The following is a 17,796-nucleotide window of genomic DNA, read 5'->3' on the forward strand; positions in this document are numbered from 1 at the left end:
CTGCTAACCGCTAACTGCCAACTGCTAACCGCCGAACTTACACCGGCGACCTCGTCGTTTTGATACGGTGGTGGCCGGCGAGGGAGCGGGCTTCGATCGACTCGGGGAGTTTGTCGCAACGGACTTCGATGACTTCGTCGAAGGAGGTGATGAAGTTATCCCGAAATGGGGAGGGGTCGCCGTCCGACGTCAGCATGAGGTCGAAGACCGGAGCGGTGGTGGCGATTCGGAGCACGCCGGCGGAGTGAGTGGAAACGGTTAGCAGCGCAGGGGGCGCTAGCCGCATGTTCTTCGGCTCGCCGAGCAGCATCCAGGTCGGGGCGGTATCGGTGGCGGAGGCGACGAGGATCGTCTCGCTGACGTTGAGCCCGGTGAGGTCGACCTCCAAAACGACTCCGCGCGAGTCGGGCTCCAACCCAGCTTCGCCGGCCCAGACTTCGATAAGCTCGCCGCTGAGCGTGTTGTAAGCCTCGATGGCAACGCCGAACTCCCAGGGGAAGATGCTGTCGTTGCAGGCGTGAAGGCGTACCGTGGCGTTCTGTCGTTCGAGGGAGAGCATCCAGTCCGCGTACAAGCGCCGGAGCTCGTAGCCGAGCGCCTTGTAGTTGCCGTCGCAATCCATGATCGCCCAGCTTTGGACCGGCCAGCAGTCGTTAAGCTGCCAGATCAGGGAACCACGGCAAAACGGCGAGCGGCGATAGTGCTCCACGCCGAGGCGTAGGGCGTCGCGCTGGTTGAGCTGGCTGTAGTAGACCCAGTCTTCCAGCGTTTCGCTCTTCGGATAGTGCAGCTCCACGTAACCGTGGAAGGTGTCATGACCTTTGGCCGTCTTGTCGTGCCACTTGACGACGGGCGAGTGAGGATCCCAGTCCGTCTCGTCTAGGGTCTTGGCCCACACCGAGGCGCTGCAGGAGGAGGCGAATCCGTATTCGCTGCTGAAGCGGCCCTTGGAGTCAGCGTAATACTTCCAGTCGCCGCGGCCGTGCCACACGTCCCAGTTGTGCTGGTCACCGTAGCCGTCGGCGTTCGGTCCCCGGCGCTTGGCGTCGACCACGGACTCGTCGGGCGGAGTACCGATGGGGGAGGACGCGATGTAGCTGCGCCCCTTGTCGAACGCTTCCACCGCGGCGGGCAGAACCTCGTCGTACAGGTTGCTGCCGTAGTAGCGTGGTGGCTGGACGGCGGGGCCGCCCCACTGGTTGAAGAACATCTCGTGGTTCTCGTTGTTGCCGCACCAGAGCGCGAGGCTCGGATGGTTGCGGATTCGCTTGATGTTGACCTCGGCCTCGCGGGCGATCACGTCTTTCCAAGCTCCGGTGTCGGGATAGTAGGCGCAGCCGAAGGCAAAATCCTGCCAAACGAGGATCCCGAGCTCGTCGCAGAGGTCGTAGAATTCGTCGGTCTCGTAGAGCCCACCGCCCCAGACGCGAAGCATGTTGAACCCCATGTCGACCGCCTTTTCGAGCCGGTCTCTCAGGCGGGCGGCGTCGACTACGGAGGGGAACGAATGATCGGGGATCCAGTTGGCGCCGCGCGCCCAGATGGGTTGGCCGTTCACTTCGAATTCGAACGACTCGCCGTACACGTCCGGTTCTTGCTTCAGCTTGATCTCGCAAACGCCGACGTTGGTCTCCCAAACGTCCATGGCGTCTTCGCTTAGAAGCCCGGCTTGAATGACGCCGGCTTCCAATCGCTCTTCGTCGTCCTCGGCTTCGTCGAGGTCGACCTGGAATGGCATGAGGTCGGCGTCCGCGGGCATCAGGCCGCTGGTTAGAGTGAGGCTGTAAGGCTGGTCCGGACTCCACAGGAGTGGGCTCTTGAGTACGAACGAGCCATCGCCGACATGGCAGCCGATGCCGGCCAGGCAGTGGATGACAGCCCCCTCTCCTTCAATTTCCGAACTCACGTCGATGACGTAGATGTCTCCGTCTTTCTTGGAGACTTTGGCATGGACGTCGACGATCCGGCCCGCGAATTCTAGCAGGCTAACTGGACGCCAGATCCCGCAAGAGACAAGACGGGGACCCCAGTCCCAGCCGAACATGTATTGGGCCTTTCGAATGAACGAACGATCGTCCAAACGGTCGACGTTCTCTCCGAGGTTCTGCTCGGCGAAATACTCCTTCTTCCGCTTGTTTCCGACCCGTACCGCGGACTCGAATTCGACGCGCAGGTCGTTTCGGCCTTCCTTGAGTTTGCCGGTGACGTCGAGCTCGAGCGGCACGAACATGTTGTCGTGCTCGGTGAGTTTCTCGTCGTTCAGGTAGATCGAGCAGACGGTATCGAGTCCCTCGAATCGGAGGACGCGTTTCGGGAAATCCTCCTGTGGTTCCCATTCGAAGGAGGTTCGGTAGACCCAGTCGGCGAGGTCCACCCACTGGCACCCCAGCTCGTTCATCCGGACGAACGGATCGGCGATCACGCCATTAGCGACGAGGTCGAGGTGGACATGCCCCGGCACCTGCGCCGGCAGCCACTCCGGCTTCACTGTCCCCACGCTCCGCCCCTCCGCCCCCCGCTCGATGAACTCCCAACCGGAGTGCAAGTACGTCGTCTGCATCTGGGAGGAGGATACTTGCTTCCTCCATTTGGGAGTGCGCGAAGCTCTTCGCGCTTTTCCCCGGCGCGGAGCGCCGTCAATCAAAGTCGTCGTAAATCGAGATGTTATCGGTTTTGAAACTCATCACCGTTCGAAAGAACGGATCCTCTGTATTTTCTCTAAACCACCTGGCGCTGCACCAGCGGTAAGTCGATGCATCGGCAACGAGGCCATGCTTAACCGGATTGGAATGCACGTAGGCGAGGCGGGCGAGATAGCTTTTCTCGTATGTCAAACGAGTGTCCCAGCAGCGGTACCAAACCTGGCGGCCTTGCACTCCATCGAGAGCATTGACCGCACGGGCGCTATTGCGGTGGATTCTCTGCGTTAGCTCCTCCCGTTGGAGCCCTTCGTCCGGAGAGAATCCGACGAAGTGATAGTGGTTTGAAAAGACGGCCCAGGCTTGGACCTGCCACCCCATGGCATGCAGGGTTTCCAACAGCGTATTTTCAAGCAGATCAAGTTTCTGTTCCGAGTCGAAAAGTTTTTGCTTGTGAAGGGTTGAGGCCGTCACGATGTATGCGCCAGGGTGGTTCACCTCATGAGAAGGCGAATGGGGCCAATTTTGCATGACTTATAGAGTAGCGTTAAGGACGGCGCTCCGCGCCGGGGAAAAGCGCGAAGAGCTTCGCGCAGTCCCAAAATGCGAGGACTTACGCCCCGACGAATTCGTAGAGTTCGGCGTAGCGGCCGCCTTGGCGGAGGAGCTCTTCGTGGGTGCCCATTTCGGCGACTCGGCCGTCGGCGACGACGGCGATTTGGTCGGCGTTGACGACGGTGGAGAGACGGTGGGCGATGACGAGGGTGGTTCGGCCGTCCATCAGGCGGTCTAACGCCTCTCGAACGAGCGATTCGGACTTCGTGTCGAGCGCCGACGTCGCTTCGTCGAGGATGAGAATCTTGGGGTCCTTAAGCAACGCCCGGGCGATCGCGACGCGTTGGCGCTGACCGCCGGACAGAGTGATGCCGCGTTCGCCGATCATCGTCTCGTAGCCGGTTGGAAAGCCGAGGACGAACTCCTCGACGTTCGCGCTGCGAGCGGCGGCCTCGACTTCCGCGTCGGTGGCGTCGAGTCGCCCGTAACGGATGTTCTCCCTTAGGGTGCCGTTGAACAGGATCGGCTCTTGGGGCACGATGCCGATATGCTCGCGTACCGATCCGCGCTGCATGTTGCGGATCGGTACGCCGTCAATAAGAATTTCGCCACTCTGGGGCTCGTAGAACCGGTACACCAGCGATGCCAGGGTCGTCTTGCCGGCTCCGCTCGGGCCGACGATGGCGGTGACCTTCCCAGCCGGGGCGACCAGGCTCAGGCCGGTCAAAACCGGGGTGTCGGCAACGTACTGGAACTCGATTTGGTTGAAAACCACCTCGCCCGGCCCATGCGGAAATGGAACCGCCCCCACCGAGTCGACCTCTTCGGCCCCCTCGTCGAGGATCGCAAAGAGCCGGTCCGCGGCGCCGGTTGCCCGCTGGAGGCGAGTGTATAGGGCGGCGAGCGTCGCCATCGGTTGCGTGATGAACGCGAGCATCACTAGGAAGCCGATGACGTCGCCGACTTGGAAGGTGCCGCTCAGCACCCCGCGAGCTCCGTACCACATGCATCCGATGAGCATCAAGGTGAATCCGGCCGCGCCCACGGTGGCCATCATCGCCTCCCACTTGGAGCCGCGCATCTGGAGACGGAAGGTGTGTCCCAGGCGGCGGCGGGCTTGCTCGTCTTCATACGGTTCCCGAGCGAACGCTTTCACCAGGCGTATGTTCGCGAGCGCCTCCGTCATCGAGCCCATCGCCTCCGCCAGCGAATCGAGCGCCTCGCGATTGATCTTTCGCAGCGCCCTTCCGGTGGTTACGAAGAACGCCATCACGAAGACGAGCACGGTGACGATGACGACGGTGAGTCGCCAGTTCATCCAGACCGCGATCCCGATCCCGCCGAACAGGAGAATGAGTTGGCCGGCGAGGCGGACGAGGTCGTCCGTAAGCGTCGCTTGAAGCTGCGTGACGTCGTTCGAGAGGTGGGAGGTGAGGTCGCCGGACCGCGTCTTGTCGAAGAAGGTGACCGGCAACCGTTGCAGGTGCGAGAAGAGTCGCAGCCGCAGGTCCATCACAATCCGGTTCCCGGCGAGGGAAGAGAGGATGAACTGGACGTACCCGAACGCCGATCCGAGCAGGATGATGCCGAGGAATAGGAGGGCATCGCGGTCGAGCTCGCCGACGCTCTTCGATTGAGTGACCCGGTTGACGGTCTCCCGAATCATGAGCGGCAACACGAGTTGCAGGGCGGTGCCTAAAAGGGCGAGTACGCCGGCGAAGGTCAGAAGCTTCCGATGCGGCAACGCCAATCCGACCAGCCGGATGATGGAAGCCCAAGAGACCTTTCGCTTCAGGTCTTCGTCATGGGTCGAGGTCGTAGTAGGGGAACGTCGCATCGCGGGTTTTCGGAGGTTCCTACGCTCAAGTATGGCGAATTGACGACTCAAGACCGAATACCCCCAGTGAGTTATTCGTAAAGGCGCAGGTTCGGATACCGTAAGAGGGTGCTTACGCCCATCGCGCTGGTGCTGCTCAGTCAAGCCGGGAGTTGGACCTGGAGCCCCAAGATCGCGTCAAAGGGTGAGTTCGACAAGCTTGCGGGAGTGACCGACGTGCCGTACCGCATGGCCCACGTGCGGTTCATGATCGATCGTCGGCAGGGGAACAGAATCTATTACATCGACTCCCGCAACGACCGCCACCACCGGGAATTTGCCAACCACCTCTATCTCTCTTTGGAGTCGGAACAGACCTTTTTCGCAAACAATACTCTCAAGGAGAATCGCCGTTTCGTGCTCGGCTGGTTGGCGTATCAATCTCCGGTGAAGCAGTGGACGTACGAGTTCTGGGATGGCGACCAGATTACGCCGGATCTTCTCCGTCTCACTCACCGCATCGTTAAAGACACCTTCTTCGCCTCCGTATCGTTTAAGCCGAATTCGGTTCGGCAGGAAGAGGTTTCGAATTCCCTTGGGATTCCTCGAGTGCTCGTTCGCGAGATCATGCGGAGCCAGAAATATCAACCTCTGAACTTGGGCTTCGGCATCGGCCGCCTCCGAATCGTCAACAAATCGGAGGAAGTGGCCGACGCGGGACCAGAAGATATCGTTGTCCTGGCCGATACCCCGGCGGGAGCGCCGCCGGTCGCGGGCCTTATCTTTGCTCAACCTACCACGCCGCTGAGCCACCTCGGATTGCTCGCCAGAGGGTGGAAGATTCCAAGTGCCACCATCGTCGGTGCGCTCGACTTGTTCAAACACCTCGAAGGAAAACTCGTGGCGTACCGAACGGAGCCGGGCGAGTTTCACCTTCATCTGGCGGAGCCAGAGCAGATTTCCGTATGGGAGGCGGCCAAGGCTAAACAACGGCGGCTCTCATCGCCGAAGCTCGACATCTCGGTCACCAAATTAGCCTCTCTGTCCCAGCAGACCGCGGCAGATTCCGTGGCCTACGGCGCCAAGTCCGCAAATCTAGGGGAGGTGATGCATGCCGGTTTAGCTGGGGTGACGGTGCCAAACGGGTTCACGCTCCCCTTCTCGGCTTACGAACGATTCGTGCATGCGAACCACTTGGACGAGAAGATTCGGGAGGCTATGAACGACGCGACGGAGAACGGAACCCTCCGGCGGGCTCGGCTCAAGGCGCTTCGGGAGAGCTTTTGCGCCGGTTCCATTCCGGGCGATTTAGCGAGGGAGATCTTGGCCCGAGCTAAGAGCGAGTTTGGTGACAAGGGCGTGTTCGTTCGAAGCTCCACTAACTCGGAGGATCTCCCCAACTTTAGCGGCGCGGGGCTCTATTCAACGGTGCCAAACGTGAAAGGTCCCGATGCGTTGCTGGCCGCGGTTCGAACCGTTTGGAGCTCCGTTTGGAATGACGACGCGTACCTCGCCCGCGAGCGAGCGGGTATCGATCATCGAAGGGTCGCGATGGCGGTCCTTATCCAAGAGGGGGTGCCGTCGGAATCATCGGGCGTTACGATCACGGCAAATCCATTCGATGCGGGAGATGAAGGGGCCGTCTATATCAGTGCCAAGCGAGGCCTTGGAATCCGGGTGGTGGACGGAAAGAAGGTGCCCGAGCAGATCGTCTTTCATGTCGGAAGCAACGCGGTGTTGGTTCTCACCCGATCGGACGAAGACAGTTTGCTCGCCTTCGATCCGAAGGGAGGAGTGATGGAAGTTCCGACGGCTCCTCAAAGGGCGGTACTCAGCGACTCACTTGTTCGCCGTCTCGCGACGGCGAGCCTAGCGCTTCAGCGAATCTTCGGCAACAAACCCCAGGACATCGAGTGGGCGGTAGTGGGGGAGAAGATCTTCATCCTCCAGTCGCGCCCTTACGCGCGAAGCTAAGTCGGCCGCCGTTTACGGACCGCTCGCAAGAAACTTCCGCTGAATCTCAAGGGCGTCCCATTCCGATTCACCGGGACCGCCGTTCACCAAGACGTAGGCGCCGGAAAAGCCGACGATCTTAGTCATGGCCAGACAGAGGAGCGAATCCTCCAAATCGAGTTGGGCCGGAGAAAGGAACTCCAGCTTCGCGTGGCAAGTCTCCGCGCGGGAAACGATTTTTGGGAGGTCGGTGTACTTGCGCGGCCTCGGCCAGTTGCCCCAGTCGGCGCAGAGACCGACGTGACCTTCTAGCCGGTCCAATATCTCTAGCACGGCTTCGGGAATATCGGTGAGGGGGAACCAGTTCTCGATTTCGATCCGAACGGGCGAGCTCTTGACGAGGATTTTTAGGCGCTCGATGCTACGTTCCAGCGTTTCGGCGGTCGCGGTTTGCTTCCCGGCGATGACCCGGGCGTGCTTGGCGCCCAGTTGCTCGGCGGTTTGGAGCCAGCTCGCAATCCATTCGGCGTCTCGCTCGCCGTGGTCGGGATGAGTGATATCCCCTTCGTCGATCAGCAGCGCGTGCAGCTCCACGCCAGACGAGTCGAGGGCGGCCCGGAATTCGGCGCAGTAGGCGTCGTCCCGGGTCGGCAGGTGAAAGTGGCAGAGCTGCATTGCTGGGTAGCCGCGCCGCGCAAGCTCGGCGGGAAGATCGAGAAGCGCGACTTGCGGAACTGCGTGCTGTTCTTGCCCGCGCGGTCCGGTAGAAGGTGAATCGTGAAAGCTTAAGCCAAGCGTCCGGTGAAGCGCCCACGAGGAAACCGCGACGGGATTTTGCACCCCACATAAATACCGCAACGAGCGAGAGGCATGCGGAATGGCTGGGTAATCTCGCATTTCGGGCGCTTGTTGGGGCGCTCTCCTCCCATGATTGACAGCAAGGACCTCCTCGCCGCCGGTGCGGCCGCCGATCTCGTTCCACTGCGGTTCCGCTTGGTGGAGCTACCGCCGCTTCCCGGCGACGATTCGAGCAAGGCGCTGGCGCTTAACGCCCAAGGGGATTGCGTCGGCGCGAGCTTTCTCAAGGAGATCGGCAATCGGCCCGTGCGCTGGGGGGTTCAGGATCGCCAGGCGAAAAGCCTCCTCGTGCCGCCTTCTACCACCAACGCCACCGCCCACGGAATCAGCGGGGTTGGCGAAGTGGTCGGCAGCGCGGACGTGGCAGGATCGACCCACCCGCTTCGGTGGGACCGCGCCGGCAGCTTAACGTTTCTTAGCGAGAGCCCCGAGTCGAACGGATGGGCGTTCGGAGTCAATAACGCCGGCCGAGTCGTCGGAGATACGCCGATGAGTCGAAGTCCTCGCGCCGCCGTATGGGAGCGGGATGGTAGCCATTTGATCTTGCCGTTGCCCGAAGGGGCGTTGATGTCCGAAGCGCGGGCGATCAGCGGTTCCGGGCATGTCATCGGCGACGCATTGTTCGCCGGCAAGACTCGGGCCGTGCGTTGGTTGCCGACGGGCGATACGGTGGTGTTGAACCTCCCGCCGGGCTTCGTGGAGAGTGCGGCGATCGGCATCAGCGAGACGCTCGACGTGGTCGGTACGGTACGAGACCCTCAAGATTCGGATACCGCCGCCTACTGGCGGACGAACGGCGTTGTGACGGTGCTCGGGTCGTTGAACGGCGACGGCAGCAGTACGGCGTTGGCGGTCAACAGCTTCGGCTGGGTCGTCGGCCGATCGACCACGCGGAGCGGGGCACAGTCGCGCGCATTTTTCTGGACGGAAGGAACCGGCATTCTCGACCTGGCGAGTCTGGTGGAGAATGCGCCGGGCGATTTTCGGCTTGGCGCAGCTCACGACATCAACGATGCGGGGCAGATCGTCTGCGAGGGAAGCGGTAACGGTTCCGGGCGCGGCTACCTTTTGGAGCCGGTTTACCACGTAGAGAAAGGCCGGCCTTACTAGTAGTAGCCGCCCATCTTGAGGAGCCCGCTTGCGATCGAACCGCCTCCGAGGGAGCCGATCACGATCAGCCATTTGTTCTCGTGCTCAAAGTCGAACAGCGCATAGTAAAGGAAGTAGCATCCGCAGACGAAGCATAAGACTCCCTTAAGGATCGAGTCTTTGAATGCTTCGATCAGCACAATGATCGAGCAGACGATGCTCAGCACGATGGCGATTACCCCGAGGATTAGGAAGACGGCATGCATGGCGTTGGAGCCATCATATCGTAATTGATCGAAGCCGTCATCACGGCGTGATCGGAGGGCCACCGGCCGTCAATCTTTTGCTTCACGATTTCGGCGTCCCGGACGTCGGCGGAAGCATCGACCAAGATGTAGTCGATCTTTTCGGGGTTGAAAACGTCGGTGAATCCGCCAAAGGTGCCGACGTCCGCGATATCCGGGTGGATGACGCGGTACGTGTCGCGGAAGCCGGCGTCGAACAGGATCTGAATCGAGGCGCTGTCCTCGTCGGCATTGAAATCGCCGGTGATGAGCACCGGACCGCTCGTAGCCCGGGAGCGTTCCAAGAGTAGCTGCGAACTCCGTTCCCGGCTGGGTTGCGATTCATGGTCCACATGAACGTTGAAATGAGTAAACGTGTGTCCCCTAACTAGGTCTTCAAACCGGGACCATGTACATATTCGGACGCAAACGTTGCCCCAAGTGGCGGAGCCGGGGACGTCCGGAGTATCGGAAAACCAGAAGGTACGGGAGTCGATCGGCCGGAGGCGGGAGGTTCGATAGAGGATCGCGGCATACTCCCCGTCTCGCTTACCGTCGTCCCGTCCGACGCCGATCAGGCGATACCCCGGGAGGGCGGTTAGGATGTCGTCTAGCTGAAACGCCAGCGGTTCTTGAAGGCCAGCGAGGTCGAAGTCGAGTTGCCGGAGCATCGCCACCGTCCGGTCGCGCCGGTGCGGCCAGCTATCGAGTCCGTCGTTTGCGTTGCCGCAGCGGACGTTGTACGAGATGACTTTTAGAATGGACAATCGACAATTGTAGATTGCGGGTTGCGGCTCGTGTCCACTAGGTGACTGAACCTTCTCCCGGTATTGTTGGGCTGATGTCGCCGCTTTCAGGGCTCGGAGGTTTCTCGGGCTCTTACCAGGGTTTCGCTTCGCTCACCCTTCGCTTTGAGATACCGCCCCTTCGGGGCTGGCTCACGATAGGTGTTTGGACGTATCTTCGAACGTTAGGTGATGTGAACCTAATTTGCCCAAGAACATCAGCGGATACCCATGAAGGCATGCCCTCACGGCGACTAACGCTTTGAACTTGGCTTAGTGAGGAACGTCCGCACTTGGCTCACCAGCATTAACACCATGCCGAGAGTTGCGACGGCAACCCCAATCCACATGACTACGAAAAAGATCGGGGCGAGCCGCGGTGGCTGATCGTTGGGGTTTGCCATGCCCAATGCCATACAGAAAAACAAGCCCACTGACGCAATAGCAATGCCTACGGTGACGAGGCGACTCATTGGAAACCGTTTATGGAGCTCCTTTAGAGTGGGCATTCTCATCGTCGTTTGCGCCGGGCCGCGTCGCGGCAGGGGCGAGTCCATGATCCGGCAATTGTCAATCGAAAATAGTCAATTGTCAATTCCCACCTGTCGTCGCTAGTGCAGCCAGGGAGGCCGCATGCGGGGTGGACGCTTTCGGCGTTTTCTGGTTTTGACCATGGCTTCGCCGATTTCTTTGTACATCTTGGTGCGGGCGGCGAGGCCTTTTACGAGACCTAGCTTCTGTTCCTTGTGACAATTGCTCACGCCGGGAAGCACGACGCGAAGGACTCGGGCACGGCGGCGGCGGGCCTCGTTGTTGATGGCATATTCGATGCCCAACCTAAGGTCGCTGATGTACGGGATCGCCTCAAAGATCTCGCGCTTTAACGCTCGCTGGCCGCTGAAGTATGGAGTGAACGTGTGGGCGGCATCGCTCCACACCTTGCCGCCGCGAAAGATGCCGACGCACATATCGCACCGGCGGTCGAGCAAGGGCTGAATGATCCCGTCGACGTGGGCCGGGGTGAGACCGCCGAGGTCGGCATCTACAAAGGCGACATAGCGAGCCGAGGTGAGCTTTACGCCGGCCGCCATCGCGGCGCCCTTCCCCTGGTTCCCAGGGAGCTCGAAGACGGTTACGCCGGGCACGGAGCGGGCGACTGCGGCGGTACGGTCGGTGCTGCCGTCGCTGACGACAATGATTTCGGTCGGCAACCTGGCCCCTTTCACCGCCCGCAGTACAGAGAGGATCCGGTCTTCCTCGTTGAACGCGGGGATGATCACCGCGACCGACTTCACGAGACCCTCACCCATCCAACCATCATCGTGACGCATCGCGTCCGAAGCTGTCTAGCTGGCAAGCCTGCAAGGTTAGAGAAGTCCACGGCCCTCCAGGCGCGCCCGGACGCGGGTTTCGACACGGCTTCCAAGTTCGTTCCAAGAGGCTCCAAGTCGGGCGCGGGGCCCGGGGCCCGGCTGAATGAAACGGAGATTGCGCAGCTCGCGTTGCGGCTTCCAGCGCCGTTTGTACCCTTCGTCCCCCCGCATGAAGTCGAAATGGCGCTTCCCCTCTTCGATCGCCCGGCGAATCGACGAGGCGACCAGGAGCGTTCCGGGGGAGACGGCGCCTTTCTCAGGATCGAAGCCGGCTTGGTAGTAGTAAGCGGTGTCGCCGACGGTCATCGCGTAGATGGCTCCGATCGCCTCGTCGTCGACGTGGAGCACGCTGAGCCAGAGCCAACCGTTCTCCGCCGCTTTGGTCGCCCACTCCCGGTGGAAGTCGACCGTCTTACCGAGGAAGGCGCCGGGCAAGCGGCGCTTCCGCCAGCGAGCTCGGTGAAGGTCGAAGAGGACATCGAGGCCGCGGCCGGTCTCCCCCGGCCCAAATGTCTCGATGCGGGCTCGGCCGGATGTGAAAAGGGTTTTGTCCAACTTCCTTACGTCGTACCGGAGGCTCTTCCCAAGGGTTCCCAGGTAAGCGTCGTACGTGTCGGGAAGGTCGAGAACGAGGCAGGTCGCTTGGACGATGGGAACCGATTCGGCCACTCGAGCCAGTTCCTGCGTTTCCCTCACTTGGTGAAGATCGACGAGGTCGACGTCGCGCTGATTCGTGGCCGCCTCGAAGATCTCGGCGGACACCGCGGATTCGTAATCGTGACGGGCGATCGGGTGGAGGTAGTCGGAGGGTCCGATCCCCATCGGGCGAAGCGTTCGCCACGGTCCCTGACTTCGGACGAGCGGCATGAGCCCAACCAGATCCTGGCCTTCCGTCACGGTGACGAAGCGCGGCTCGCGCCCCGCTCCGAGATGGCGGAACCAGGTTGAGAGCCATTCGTAAGTCTGAAACGGGGTTGCGGCGGGGGCGCTCCGAACCAGATCCTGCCAGGACTCTCGCAGCTCACCAAACGCTCCGGCTCCGGTCCGGAGGCTCGTCCTTAGCATCGTACAAGTATAGACGGCATGCCTCGGGGAGCCGTGGCGAGGGTCTGAGAGAAGTGAGACGCTCCGTTGGGCGTTGGGCGTTGGGCGTTTTTGGCGCGAGATTATTCGAGGATCTCGCAGCTTAGGACGGGATGGAGTTCGATGGCGTTTGGGGCGACTCCGCTCTGGCCGTGTTTGAAATCGAAGAATCCGACGCCGGTGATTCGAAGGTGGCCTCGTTTACGGCCCCAACTGGTGCGCGGGTGGTAGATGCTATCGAATTTGGCGCGCGCCGCAGTGATCATGGAGCGGAATGGGCTGGCGTGGGAGACGAAGGTCGGATCGACGAACTCTACGATCATCGTCACGGACGAGCCGTCGTGATCTCGGACCACGACGTGAAAATCCTGGTCGTCCGTCTCGAGTTTGTATCGGACCAAGTCCACGTCGAGTGAGTACAGCGTGGTCTCCACCGGATCGAAACGCCGATCCGCGTCGCCGCCATGTTTGGGAATAAACCCTGGCGGTTCGAGGGAGCGAAGGTGCTCGACGGTCGTCGGGGTTGCGTCGCTCAACGGGATTTTGCCGGCATCCGCGTCGGCTCCGGTCTTCACCGCCCACCGCTCTTTGTGTTCGAGGAAGTATCGAACCTCCTCGGAGTCTTGGACAACCGGCGGTGAGCCGGTCTTGGCGGCGCATCCGGCGAGGAAGAGACCGGCAACGAGGCAAGAGGAGCGGAGGAACACAAATGACCGACGTTGCAAACGAGAGCTACGCTCCCTCGGTAGATCGGAGTTATGCAGCGGTACGTATTGGGCCAGGCTCCGGGCATCGATCAATTGCGATTAGAGGAGGCGTCCGAAACCGAATTGGGTATGGACGGAGTGCGCGTCGAAATGCGGGCTTGGTCCCTCAATTACCGAGACCTGATGGTGGTGAAAGGGACGTACGGAGGACGTTATCAGCCGGGGCTGATTCCGCTTTCGGATGGGGTGGGACATGTGATCGAGGTGGGATCGACGGTTACCCGGTTTAAGGTCGGCGATCGGGTCGCATCTTGCTTCTTTCGTGACTGGATCGAGGGACCATTGACGCCGGTGAAGGCGAAAACGGCGCTCGGTGGGGGGGTCCCCGGCGTTCTCGCCGATCGAGTCGTGCTTCCGGAGCATGGGCTGGTCCACGTGCCAGAGAGCCTTAGCGACCTAGAGGCGGCAACTCTGCCCTGTGCGGGCGTGACCGCCTGGAACGCGCTTATCGACACCGCGGTTCTTCGTCCGGGCCAGACGGTTCTCCTGCAAGGCACGGGCGGCGTTTCGATGCAGGCGCTCGGCATTGCCAAAGCGGCGGGCGCTCGAGTGATGATCACGTCTTCTAGTAATGAGAAGTTGGAGCGGGCGAAGCAACTGGGCGCGGAGGCTACGGTGAACTATCGCGAGCAGCCCGAGTGGGACCGCGCGGCTTACGAGTGGACGGGAGGGAGAGGGGTGGATGTGGTGGTTGAGGTCGGCGGGGCCGATACCCTACCTAAGTCGTTACGGTCGCTAACATACGGAGGGAATATCGCGGTGATCGGGGTGCTCACGGGGGCAAATCCGGAGATGCCGCTTCCGTATCTCTTTTCGAAGAACGCGCGCATGACCGGCATCTATGTCGGGTCCCGGCTGCAATTCGAGGCGATGAACCGCGCCATCGAGCAGAACAAGATCCGGCCGGTGATCGATCGGGTGTTCGAATTTGAAGAAGCGGCGGACGCGTTTCGACATATGGAGAGTGGATCGCACTTTGGAAAAATCGTGATTTCTAGAAAAGGGCCCGAAGCCAAGTAGTTTTTGGTTAATTGCGGGAACTGTGCGGCGGCGAACTCCGTACGCAACGCTCCTTGGAATTTATGCGAAGGCGTGTTATCTTGGATATGTTAATTGCGATGCCACTTCCTGCCGGGTGGGCCGACAAAGTTGTTCGGCCCGTCGGCATGAACCGATTCCCGCAAAGAGCGCCATAATAGTTGTCTGGTGTCTACTGCGGCGGAGCTGATCGAGAAGGCGTTCGACACTCTTTCCGCGCGTCCGGGCTTCGTGAGCCGTTCCGACCAGCGGCAGCTTGCGCTCCTTCTTTGTGACCTGATCGAAGAAAAATCTTCGGGGGCCTTCGAAGCGCCGACCGGCCTCGGTAAGTCGCTCGCATCGCTCATTCCCGCCATGGCCCACGCCTTGGAGAGCAAGCGGCGAACTGTGATTGCCACCTATACGAACGTGCTGGCCGAGCAGTATTGGCGGAAGGATCTGCCTTTGGCGCGAGCGCTGTTCGAAGCGGGCGATTCGGTGAAAGCCCAGCTCCTCATGGGGCGAGCCCGCTACGCGTGTTTAGCGTCGATGGAGGAGCACATCCCGGAGACGACGGAGTCGTTCCGGCAATTGGCGGAGATCGGGCACGAGTCGGACTTTCGTGCGCTGATCCGGAAGCCGGCACGCGAGCTGAGCATGCTTTGGTCGAAGGTTGCCACGCCGCCGGTTTGCCCGGGCCGGCTGTGTCCGGCTTACGACGACTGCTTTTACTACAAGGCCCGCCGGCAGTCGGAGCGGGCGGAAATCGTGATCACCAACCATAGCGTCGTCATCCAGGACGCGCTGATGAAGAGGTCGAACGAGGATTCGGGCGGCCTTTTGGGACATTACGACTTTCTCATCCTCGACGAGGCGCACGACTTTCCGACCGCCGCAGGCAACGGTTTGGAGTTCGAATTGAGCGGCGCGAAGCTGGGAGCGCTCGCCGCGGTTGCCCATCGAATGGAAAGTGCGCTCCTGCCGCTGGCTCAGCGGGCGGGCGACGGGATGGCGTGGCTTAAAGATTGCGCGGACTTTAAAGTCGCGATCGAATCGGCGCAGAAGAAGCTGATCGCCTATTCAATCGAACTCGGCCGACCGGGAATCCTGACCGGCTCGCCTCCAGAAATGATGGAGCACCCTCAGGTGCGGGCTAGCCGAACCAAGGACGATATGCAGGGGGCCAAGAGCCTTGCCTCCGAGGTAAGCGACTCGTGCGAGAAGTTTGTCAAAGGGGTCGATCGGCGGATGGACGAATGGCGGGAAGAGGACCCGGAGAGGGTTCGCCAGGCGGGAGAGTCGATCCGAAATTACGGCACCTACCTGCGCGAGTACGGCATCGGATGCTTCTCGCTGTTCGATCCTCAGGGAGTCGCCGTCAGCTACGCGGGGCAAAGCGGCGCAACCGCGATGTTGCGACAGGACGTCATCGATTTGGCCGAGCCGCTCAAGGAGCTGATCTGGGATAAGACCCCTTACGCGTGCCTCTCGGCTACCTTGGCGACGGACGGAAACTTCGAGTTCTTCCGGCGGGTGACCGGGGCCGAGCCGCGGTTCGAAGAGATCTTGCCGACGCCGTTCGATTTCGGCTCGCAAGCCGCCCTCTATCTTCCTCCGGTTCCCGGAATTCCCGACCCAACGATCGCTCGAAGGGAAGGGAACGAGGAGGGTTACTGGCGGTCGGTGGCAAGCGAGCTGTCGAAGATCATCGTCGCTTGCGGCGGCCGGACGCTCGCCCTCTTCCACTCGCGTAAAGAGATGGAGGGGGTGTACCAGCACATGAACCTGTCGGCGGAGCTACCGATCTACATGCAGCTCAAGTACGGCGCGGCGATGGTTGGAGAGCGGTTCAAGGCGAACGTGCACTCCTCGCTTTTTGCGCTCCGCTCGTACTGGACCGGGTTCGACGCGCCGGGTGAGACGCTTTCGTGCGTCGTTTTGGTCCGGGTACCGTTCGAAGTTCCGATCGACCCGCCCCAGATCGCCCGGCTTGCGTATCTTCAGACACAGGGCCGCGATGCGTTCTTCGAGCACACGCTTCCGATGGCGAAGATGATGATCCGCCAGGGCGCCGGCCGCCTGATTCGGCACGCGGACGACCGAGGACTGATCGTCATCATCGACCCGCGCGTCCAAACAAAGGGTTATGGGGAGCAGATTCTGGCCAACCTCCCGCCCGAGATGCGCACCTTCCGAAACCTCGACGACGCCGTGGGTTGGATCGGCCTCGAACCGATGAGTCTCCTTTAACACTATTTCCAGAGCTTCCGCGCGCCGAAAATTAGAAGGACTGCGCCAATCGTGGCTCCAATGATCGTTCCGATCATGCCGCCGCGCTCGTTCTCGCCGGTGAGGGCGGTCATGAGAAATCCGACAATTAAGGAGCCGGCGATGCCCAGGAGGATCGTCGTCAAGCACCCCTTCGGCTCGCGATCGGTACCCGGGGTAATGGCCTTGGCGAGTGCGCCCGCGACGAGGCCGACGATGATCCACCAAAGAAGTCCGTGTGGCATTGCAATGGCATTGACTGTGCGCTCGGCGGTTAGGTTGCGTACACTGTCTCCTCGTGACACAAAGTCCCGAATTCGCGGCGCTAACGCAGGAGGAGCAAATCGCGAGGATCGAGGTCCTCGGCCGCGCCGCGTTGCGCGAATTTGGAGTCAAACCCTCGTCCATAGCATCCCTGAACCACGCCGAGAACACGACATACCGAGTGGAATCGCCAGAGGGAATTTTCTGCCTGCGGGTCTGCCGGCCCGGATACCAGTCGGACGCTAACGTCGAAAGCGAAATCGAGTTCATGTCGGCACTCCGGAAAGCCGGCATTGAGGCGCCCCAGCCCTATCTCGACCGCGTCGTCAAGGCATCCGTCCCCGAAGTGCCCGAAGCGCGGAACTGCGTCCTCCTCAGTTGGCAGCCGGGGGAATTCAGAAGAGGAGGGTACACGCCGGAGGACGCGCGCCAGTTGGGGGAGGCGATGGCCCGCATGCACGAGTTCAGCGCCCGGTGGACGCCGCCGGCCGGGTTCGACCGCCAGAACCTTCACGGGTGGGCTCTCGAATCTCCCAAGCCGATGGCCTTTAGTGAGCCGAATCCGCTAATCACGGAGGAGGACCGGGATCTGCTCCAGGTGGTCGATCGGGAAGCGAGGCAACTCCTTGGGGAAATCCCCCGCGACCGCGACAACTTCGGCCTGATCCATGCCGACCTCCACCACGGCAATGTTTTGTTCGACGAAGCCGGGCTCCACCTCATCGACTTCGACGACACCGGCTGGGGGTTTTGGCTCTATGATTTCGCCGCCGCTCTGGCTTACCTCGCAACCAAACCCCAGTATCTTGAAGCGCGCGCCGCTATGCTGGCCGGTTACGAGCAGGTCCGGCGATTACCGCCTGGAACCGAGGAGCGGCTGGAGCCCTTCATCCGCTTGCGGTTGGCTGGAATATGCAACTGGATTCTGGTACGTACCGATAACCCTAACATCCGGGAGATCGGGGCCAATTTTATCGGCGGCCTCTGCGAGGGGATACGAGCGACCCGTAGCATCGGCTCCTAGCCGATGCTACAGCCAACAAAA

Annotated in this window: 15 protein-coding genes; 5 read left to right on the forward strand and 10 right to left on the reverse strand. The window is 61.2% G+C overall.

Annotation, left to right across the window (positions count from 1 at the left end; genetic code table 11):
* Nucleotides 1-37: 37 nt before the first annotated feature.
* From OP10G_RS09160 to OP10G_RS09170, 3 genes are all read right to left on the reverse strand, one after another.
* A complete protein-coding gene (locus OP10G_RS09160; RefSeq protein WP_025226188.1) occupies nucleotides 38-2,560 on the reverse strand; it encodes a glycoside hydrolase family 2 protein in 2,523 nt (840 codons plus the stop codon).
* A gap of 76 nt (nucleotides 2,561-2,636) precedes the next feature.
* Entirely contained in the window at nucleotides 2,637-3,038 is a 402-nt protein-coding gene (locus OP10G_RS09165; protein WP_227625095.1) for a hypothetical protein, read from the reverse strand.
* A gap of 214 nt (nucleotides 3,039-3,252) precedes the next feature.
* Nucleotides 3,253-5,031 (reverse strand): ABC transporter ATP-binding protein, encoded by a 1,779-nt coding sequence (locus tag OP10G_RS09170; protein ID WP_025226186.1) that lies wholly within the window; start codon nucleotides 5,029-5,031, stop codon nucleotides 3,253-3,255.
* A gap of 108 nt (nucleotides 5,032-5,139) precedes the next feature.
* On the opposite strand from OP10G_RS09170, the gene OP10G_RS09175 reads away from it, so the two are divergent.
* Complete coding sequence (locus tag OP10G_RS09175) at nucleotides 5,140-6,984, forward strand: PEP/pyruvate-binding domain-containing protein (RefSeq protein ID WP_025226185.1); 1,845 nt, start codon at nucleotides 5,140-5,142, stop codon at nucleotides 6,982-6,984.
* Nucleotides 6,985-6,996: 12 nt separating this feature from the next.
* Here the strand turns inward: OP10G_RS09175 and OP10G_RS09180 are convergent, their stop codons facing one another.
* Nucleotides 6,997-7,803, reverse strand: a complete 807-nt coding sequence (locus OP10G_RS09180; RefSeq protein WP_025226184.1) for a sugar phosphate isomerase/epimerase family protein — start codon at nucleotides 7,801-7,803, stop codon at nucleotides 6,997-6,999.
* Nucleotides 7,804-7,890: 87 nt separating this feature from the next.
* Between OP10G_RS09180 and OP10G_RS09185 the strand changes: the two genes are divergently transcribed.
* Entirely contained in the window at nucleotides 7,891-8,931 is a 1,041-nt protein-coding gene (locus OP10G_RS09185) for a hypothetical protein (RefSeq protein WP_158409188.1), read from the forward strand.
* On the opposite strand, the gene OP10G_RS09190 is transcribed toward OP10G_RS09185, so the two are convergent.
* From OP10G_RS09190 to OP10G_RS09215, 5 genes are all read right to left on the reverse strand, one after another.
* Complete coding sequence (locus tag OP10G_RS09190) at nucleotides 8,928-9,176, reverse strand: hypothetical protein (protein ID WP_025226182.1); 249 nt, start codon at nucleotides 9,174-9,176, stop codon at nucleotides 8,928-8,930. The genes OP10G_RS09185 and OP10G_RS09190 overlap by 4 nt on opposite strands.
* A complete protein-coding gene (locus OP10G_RS09195) occupies nucleotides 9,158-9,961 on the reverse strand; it encodes an endonuclease/exonuclease/phosphatase family protein (protein WP_025226181.1) in 804 nt (267 codons plus the stop codon). The genes OP10G_RS09190 and OP10G_RS09195 overlap by 19 nt, the downstream gene beginning before the upstream one ends.
* A 629-nt stretch (nucleotides 9,962-10,590) precedes the next feature.
* Entirely contained in the window at nucleotides 10,591-11,289 is a 699-nt protein-coding gene (locus OP10G_RS09205; RefSeq protein ID WP_052547651.1) for a glycosyltransferase family 2 protein, read from the reverse strand.
* 57 nt (nucleotides 11,290-11,346) lie between these two features.
* The gene (locus OP10G_RS09210; RefSeq protein WP_025226178.1) at nucleotides 11,347-12,417 is read right to left on the reverse strand and encodes a GNAT family N-acetyltransferase; all 1,071 of its coding nucleotides are present in this window, start codon (nucleotides 12,415-12,417) and stop codon (nucleotides 11,347-11,349) included.
* Between the two features lie 101 nt (nucleotides 12,418-12,518).
* The gene (locus tag OP10G_RS09215; protein WP_025226177.1) at nucleotides 12,519-13,142 is read right to left on the reverse strand and encodes a hypothetical protein; all 624 of its coding nucleotides are present in this window, start codon (nucleotides 13,140-13,142) and stop codon (nucleotides 12,519-12,521) included.
* Nucleotides 13,143-13,193: 51 nt separating this feature from the next.
* Here OP10G_RS09215 and OP10G_RS09220 point away from each other — a divergent pair, with 51 nt between their 5' ends.
* Both OP10G_RS09220 and OP10G_RS09225 read left to right on the forward strand, forming a co-directional pair.
* Complete coding sequence (locus OP10G_RS09220; RefSeq protein ID WP_025226176.1) at nucleotides 13,194-14,222, forward strand: zinc-dependent alcohol dehydrogenase family protein; 1,029 nt, start codon at nucleotides 13,194-13,196, stop codon at nucleotides 14,220-14,222.
* A gap of 186 nt (nucleotides 14,223-14,408) precedes the next feature.
* On the forward strand, nucleotides 14,409-16,469 hold the full coding sequence (locus OP10G_RS09225) for an ATP-dependent DNA helicase (RefSeq protein WP_025226175.1): 2,061 nt from the start codon (nucleotides 14,409-14,411) through the stop codon (nucleotides 16,467-16,469).
* 2 nt (nucleotides 16,470-16,471) lie between these two features.
* On the opposite strand, the gene OP10G_RS09230 is transcribed toward OP10G_RS09225, so the two are convergent.
* Nucleotides 16,472-16,732: a GlsB/YeaQ/YmgE family stress response membrane protein gene (locus OP10G_RS09230; protein WP_025226174.1), complete on the reverse strand. Its 261-nt coding sequence runs from the start codon at nucleotides 16,730-16,732 to the stop codon at nucleotides 16,472-16,474.
* Nucleotides 16,733-16,785: 53 nt separating this feature from the next.
* Between OP10G_RS09230 and OP10G_RS09235 the strand changes: the two genes are divergently transcribed.
* Nucleotides 16,786-17,775 carry a phosphotransferase enzyme family protein gene (locus tag OP10G_RS09235; RefSeq protein WP_025226173.1) on the forward strand — a complete coding sequence of 330 codons (990 nt, stop codon included), beginning with the start codon at nucleotides 16,786-16,788 and terminating at the stop codon, nucleotides 17,773-17,775.
* Nucleotides 17,776-17,796: the final 21 nt, after the last annotated feature.

Source organism: Fimbriimonas ginsengisoli Gsoil 348, from assembly GCF_000724625.1.
Lineage (GTDB): Bacteria > Armatimonadota > Fimbriimonadia > Fimbriimonadales > Fimbriimonadaceae > Fimbriimonas > Fimbriimonas ginsengisoli.

Coding starts and splice junctions, on each gene's coding strand:
- OP10G_RS09160 (WP_025226188.1), bottom strand. CDS start 2,560: ATGCAGACGACGTACTTGCACTCCGGTTGGGAGTTCATCGAGCGGGGG.
- OP10G_RS09170 (WP_025226186.1), bottom strand. CDS start 5,031: ATGCGACGTTCCCCTACTACGACCTCGACCCATGACGAAGACCTGAAG.
- OP10G_RS09185 (WP_158409188.1), top strand. CDS start 7,891: ATGATTGACAGCAAGGACCTCCTCGCCGCCGGTGCGGCCGCCGATCTC.
- OP10G_RS09190 (WP_025226182.1), bottom strand. CDS start 9,176: ATGCATGCCGTCTTCCTAATCCTCGGGGTAATCGCCATCGTGCTGAGC.
- OP10G_RS09205 (WP_052547651.1), bottom strand. CDS start 11,289: ATGGGTGAGGGTCTCGTGAAGTCGGTCGCGGTGATCATCCCCGCGTTC.
- OP10G_RS09210 (WP_025226178.1), bottom strand. CDS start 12,417: ATGCTAAGGACGAGCCTCCGGACCGGAGCCGGAGCGTTTGGTGAGCTG.
- OP10G_RS09220 (WP_025226176.1), top strand. CDS start 13,194: ATGCAGCGGTACGTATTGGGCCAGGCTCCGGGCATCGATCAATTGCGA.
- OP10G_RS09230 (WP_025226174.1), bottom strand. CDS start 16,732: ATGCCACACGGACTTCTTTGGTGGATCATCGTCGGCCTCGTCGCGGGC.